Consider the following 4845-nt stretch of genomic DNA (forward strand, 5'->3'; position numbering starts at 1 on the left):
ATCCCGTTTTAATGGTTATAACGGTACTCAGGTTACAAATGATCAGCTCAAATCGGCTCGTCCAGATCCTGAAGCAGTTCGTATTATTCCAATCGGCGGCCTAGGTGAATTTGGTATCGGTAAAAATATGACCGCCATTGAATATAAAAGCGAGATCATTCTTATCGATATGGGCGTTTTGTTTGCCAGCGAGGATTATCCAGGCGTCAACTACATGGTGCCAGACATCAAATATCTCGAAGATAATATGGATAAAATTAAGGCGATTCTCTTTACTCATGCCCACCTTGATCATATCGGTGCCTGTCGCCATCTGTTACCAAAATTCAGTCCACTCACCCCTATTTATGCCACCGACTTCACTATCGGCATGATTAAAAAACAGATGAGTGAGCTTGATGATCTTCCTGAGATGAATTATCAGGTTGTTGATCCATTGAAGCATGAGAAGCTTCAAGTCTCTGAACATTTAAGTGTTGAATTTATTCACACTCTTCATTCCATTCCAGGTAACTGTGCTCTCGTGATTCGCACTCCAAATGGCGTGATTTACCTTTCTGGCGACTGGCGTGCCGAAGCAAACCCAATCGAGCGTCAAACTGACTTTGAACGTATTGATGAAATCGTTAAAAAAGAGGGGATTGCTCTCATGATTAACGAATCAACCAACATTGATTCTCCGGGTCATCACCCACATTCCGAATATGACGTTGGTGACAATATTGGTAAGGTGATGGATCATTATGCTAATGGTCGCGTCATCATCTCCTGTTTTTCTTCACAAATTAATCGTATCGGCATGATCCTTGAGCAAGCTTACCAGCGTGGTCGCAAGGTTGCTTTTGCTGGCTTCTCCATGATTAATAATATTGAGGTCGCTTTACGAGCAAAATGTATTAAAGTGCCAAAAGATACCGTCATGAAGATGGAGGACATTATTAAGCTTCCTGATGAAAAAGTTACTATCGTCTGTACTGGTTCTCAGGGTGAGTTGAATGCTGTACTTAATCGCATGGTTAGTGGCGCTCATAAGTTTATTAAAATCAAAGCTTCTGATACTATTGTCTTTAGCTCAAATCCAATTCCAGGAAACGAACCTCATGTCGTGAATACTGTTGACGGGCTACTTCGTGAAGGTGCTCAGGTTATTCAAAACGGCAAAACTCACCTCACTAATATTGGCCCACTCCATCTCTCTGGTCACGCCTATTACGAAGATCACGTTGATTTTGTTACCCGCCTGCAGCCAAAGAATTATCTGCCATATCACGGTGAATTCTTCATGATGGAGCATAATGCTGAAATGGCTGAAAATGTGGTTGGTATTCCTCACGACAATATTCTTGTTGCCGATGACGGTGACATTGTCGAGCTCTTACCAAACCAAACTATTCGCAAAAATGGTCGCATCCATGTTGGCAATAAGCTCTATGACGATGCTGATAAGCCAGTACATGAAGCCGTCGTTAAGGATCGCATTCACATTTCTCGCGAAGGTATCTTTATGATCGTTCTTACTCTCAGTAAGAAAACTGGTCGCCTCATCAAAACTCCAGACATTGTATCTCGTGCCTTCATTTATCTTGATAACTCCGAGGAACTGATCGGTAAAATCCGCCATTACCTTCGTGTAAAGACCGAAAAATCAATTTCCTCCGACCCTGAACTCAAAGTTCTAAAAGACGAGATTAAGGAAGATATTACTCGAATCCTCTACGATGCAACTGGTCACACTCCAATTGTTATTCCAGTCATCAATAAGGTCTAGGCTTATATTCTTGACGATAAAGATAGAAAAAGCTACAAAAAGTAGCTTTTTCTGTTATTTACTAGGCTATTAAGGTATAATAAACCTAATGTTTTCTAACCTATTCGGCAGCCAAATCGAATCAATTATTCTGCAATTCGCCTATTATTTTCTATTATTTATTCTCTATTCTGTTGGGGGATGGATCGTTGAATGCATTTGGACTTACTTCATGAAGCGCAAACTTGAAAATCGTGGCTTTTTCTTTGGCCCTATTTGCCCCATCTATGGCGTCGGTTCCTTAGTTTGTGTGCTCTTAATCGGCCCCCTTCACCTGTCCTGGCCACTGGAGTTTTTATTGATGATCATTATCTGTGACCTAATTGAATATATTACCTCTGTTGTTTTGGAAAAAATTTACAATGTACGTTGGTGGGACTATACGACCGCCTCACTCCTACACCTCAATGGCCGCATTTCACTCGAGACCTCGATTGGCTTTGGTGTGGGTGGTATCTTCATTTTACATCTTATCCAACCATTTTTTTCTCGTCTTCTTGCTCCTCTAAGCCCTCTATCTCTTTTAGTTATCTCTGGTCTACTTCTGATAATTTTTGTTGCCGACATCCTTTTATCTCTAATTGCCATCTCAAATATTAAAGGAGTTTTTAAGGGCGGAACTGTTGACCTGACTGCCGAAATTAAGCGTTTCAGTATCAATTATTACAAAAAAGCCTCAAGATTAAGTCGTCGTCTTGCTCACACCGCCATACATCACGTAGGCAATGCTCAAAAAGAAGCTAAAAAACGTGTTTCACAGACCTTTAAGTCTAAAACCGCAAAGAAGTAGAACTATCTTAATCTATTAAGTAGCTTTTAAAATTATCCTCCTCTCTTAATTCTAGGATAAAAGGGGACTCCTTGTTTTGAACAGTCAAAAAGAAAACTTTTTTCCGTGCCCTTGTCATCGCTACATAAAACAGCCTCCTTTCTTCTGCAAACTCACATTCTCGAGTAGTAGTCAAAGAATTCCAAGCTCTTATCAAAAGACTTCCTCTTTCTAGTCCTCCCAGTTTTTTATTATGCTCCTTCCAAAGAAACGTCTCTTTTGTGATTGTGATTAAGTCTTTCTCTTCGACTTGGCTTGGAAATCCTAGCGTCGCGTCTCGACAATTAATGATAAAAACGTAGTCAGCCTGTAATCCCTTTGATTTATGTGCGCTATAGAACCTAATATCAAGGTCTGGCCTTTTTGGCATACTAATTTTTAACTCACTAGTGCTAATTTTAAATTCAAGAAATTCACAATGTAGTATACGTTTTATATCAAAATTATAACGACCAATTAGAAAAATTCTTGCATTTCTTGGTAGGTTCAGAAAGAAGAAAAACAGGGCATTAAGATCAGTTCTCTCGGAGGGGCCATTGATCTCAATTATTTGATCTGGATCTAGGCAGTTAATCCCACGAATATTCTTTACTAGTTGTGATCTATTTTTCATCACAAAATCCCCAGATAGTTTGGCAAGCCGTTCTGGAAAACGATAGGTCTGCTCGATTTTAAATACTTTGGTCTCCCCCCAATACTTTTTAAAATCCAAGATTAAATCTATTTCACTTCCTGCAAATTGATAAATAGTCTGCCAGTCATCTCCTACGCAGAATAATCTAAAACCATGAATTTGTCTTAATTTTTTAATTAAGGAATATTCAAGTGGTGATATATCCTGATATTCATCAATTATTACAAAATCAAAGCAAAATTCTTGCAACAGTTTTAAATTATTAGCATTAATGGCGCCAAGTGTATTGTTAATTGCCTCCTCTAGGAAGCCGACAAAATCAACCTCTCCTGCACTAGATAAAGTGGTTTTGTATTTATGGCTGAGCTCTTCTAGTCTTCGAATTGTATCCAGATTCTCTAATCTCTTTTTCTTTTGCCAGAAATTCGGGTATTTTATATTCGTGAACTGTCTTAAATCTTGATATTCAATATGGTAGTTTCGCGTTAGATAGTATAGACGCTCATATATTTCTGTCGTATCTTCCGAGATGTCTGGCCTGGTCTGTTTTAGGAAGTCGCCAAAACCTAACTTTGTTAAACGAATTTTATCTGGTCCAGCTCGCATGGTTTGTCTCGTTTCTTTGACAATTTTTAAAGCCAAACTATGGAAAGTTTCTACCATCAAAAAAACACCAGGGTGATATATCTTAAAAATCTCATCATTACTCAGGATCTCTGCAAGAATCCGCTTTTCTAGCTCTATTCTAGTTGCATGTGTGAATGAAATTACTAAGATTCTTGGAATATTACATCTACCTCTGATCCACCTATTTAAAATCCATTTAATTTTTCCGATAATCGTGGTTGTCTTGCCAGTTCCTGCTCCGGCTACCACTAAGGTATTTTGTGAATCATTTTCGATACTCTCTACCTGCTGCCTATCTAGTGAATATCCTTCAACAAACTTATAATCTAACTCGCTTCGCATCCTTCACCTCCTTTCTGTCCAAAAACTTAAATTTTTACTTAACGTGTGAAATAAAAAAGAGCACCAAAGGTGTTCTCCTAAAATCTCTTATAGATTGCAAGGCTTCGCTCGCCTAACTCAAGCTTAACAAATTATTACATAAAGTAAATACTAAAAACAAAAGACTCTTTTTATCTCTCAGTTCTTCTTTAAAATCCACCATATGTTATTATTAAAACGGAAGAAAACAGAGGAAAAGTATGATTAGAGAAATGGCTCCCGAAGATCGCAAAGAGTATGAAAGGTACAATTAACCATGTCTGTTATTATAAAAAAATATTCACCAGATCTTATTAAACGTTTTAATCAAGAAGAGCATCGTTTATCTATGCTTCTCCCTACTAATATAAAAATCGAACACGTCGGTAGTAGCGCTGTTTTTATTGGCGGAAAAAACATAGTCGATATTCTTATCGGAGTTCCAACTCGTAAAGATATGATTTCTATAAAAAATATCTTAATAAAAAATGGATATTTTGAGAGAAACGACAGCCACGAAGACAGAATTTTTTTGGCAAGTACACAAGAAGAGACTAGCGAGGGTGATTTTCATATTCATATTTGTCC

4 protein-coding genes are annotated in these 4845 nt (G+C 38.0%); 3 read left to right on the forward strand and 1 reads right to left on the reverse strand.

The genetic code is table 11. The features are described from left to right. Nucleotides 1-1768: ribonuclease J (locus tag G3KMM_RS02745; protein WP_164998496.1), on the forward strand; the 1768-nt coding region annotated here is incomplete at its 5' end. An 88-nt stretch (nucleotides 1769-1856) separates the two neighbouring features. Next, nucleotides 1857-2597, forward strand: coding sequence for a putative ABC transporter permease (locus tag G3KMM_RS02750; RefSeq protein WP_129605273.1), 741 nt, complete (start codon nucleotides 1857-1859; stop codon nucleotides 2595-2597). A gap of 7 nt (nucleotides 2598-2604) precedes the next feature. Here G3KMM_RS02750 and G3KMM_RS02755 read toward each other — a convergent pair whose 3' ends face one another. After that, nucleotides 2605-4239, reverse strand: a complete 1635-nt coding sequence (locus G3KMM_RS02755) for a UvrD-helicase domain-containing protein (RefSeq protein WP_129605276.1) — start codon at nucleotides 4237-4239, stop codon at nucleotides 2605-2607. A 295-nt stretch (nucleotides 4240-4534) separates the two neighbouring features. On the opposite strand from G3KMM_RS02755, the gene G3KMM_RS02760 reads away from it, so the two are divergent. Then, the coding region (locus G3KMM_RS02760) for a GrpB family protein (protein ID WP_164998497.1) at nucleotides 4535-4845 on the forward strand (311 nt) is incomplete at its 3' end.

The organism is Candidatus Nanosyncoccus nanoralicus (assembly GCF_004138405.1).
Taxonomy (GTDB): domain Bacteria; phylum Patescibacteriota; class Saccharimonadia; order Saccharimonadales; family Saccharimonadaceae; genus Nanosyncoccus; species Nanosyncoccus nanoralicus.

Coding starts and splice junctions, on each gene's coding strand:
- G3KMM_RS02755 (WP_129605276.1), bottom strand. CDS start 4,239: ATGCGAAGCGAGTTAGATTATAAGTTTGTTGAAGGATATTCACTAGAT.
- G3KMM_RS02750 (WP_129605273.1), top strand. CDS start 1,857: ATGTTTTCTAACCTATTCGGCAGCCAAATCGAATCAATTATTCTGCAA.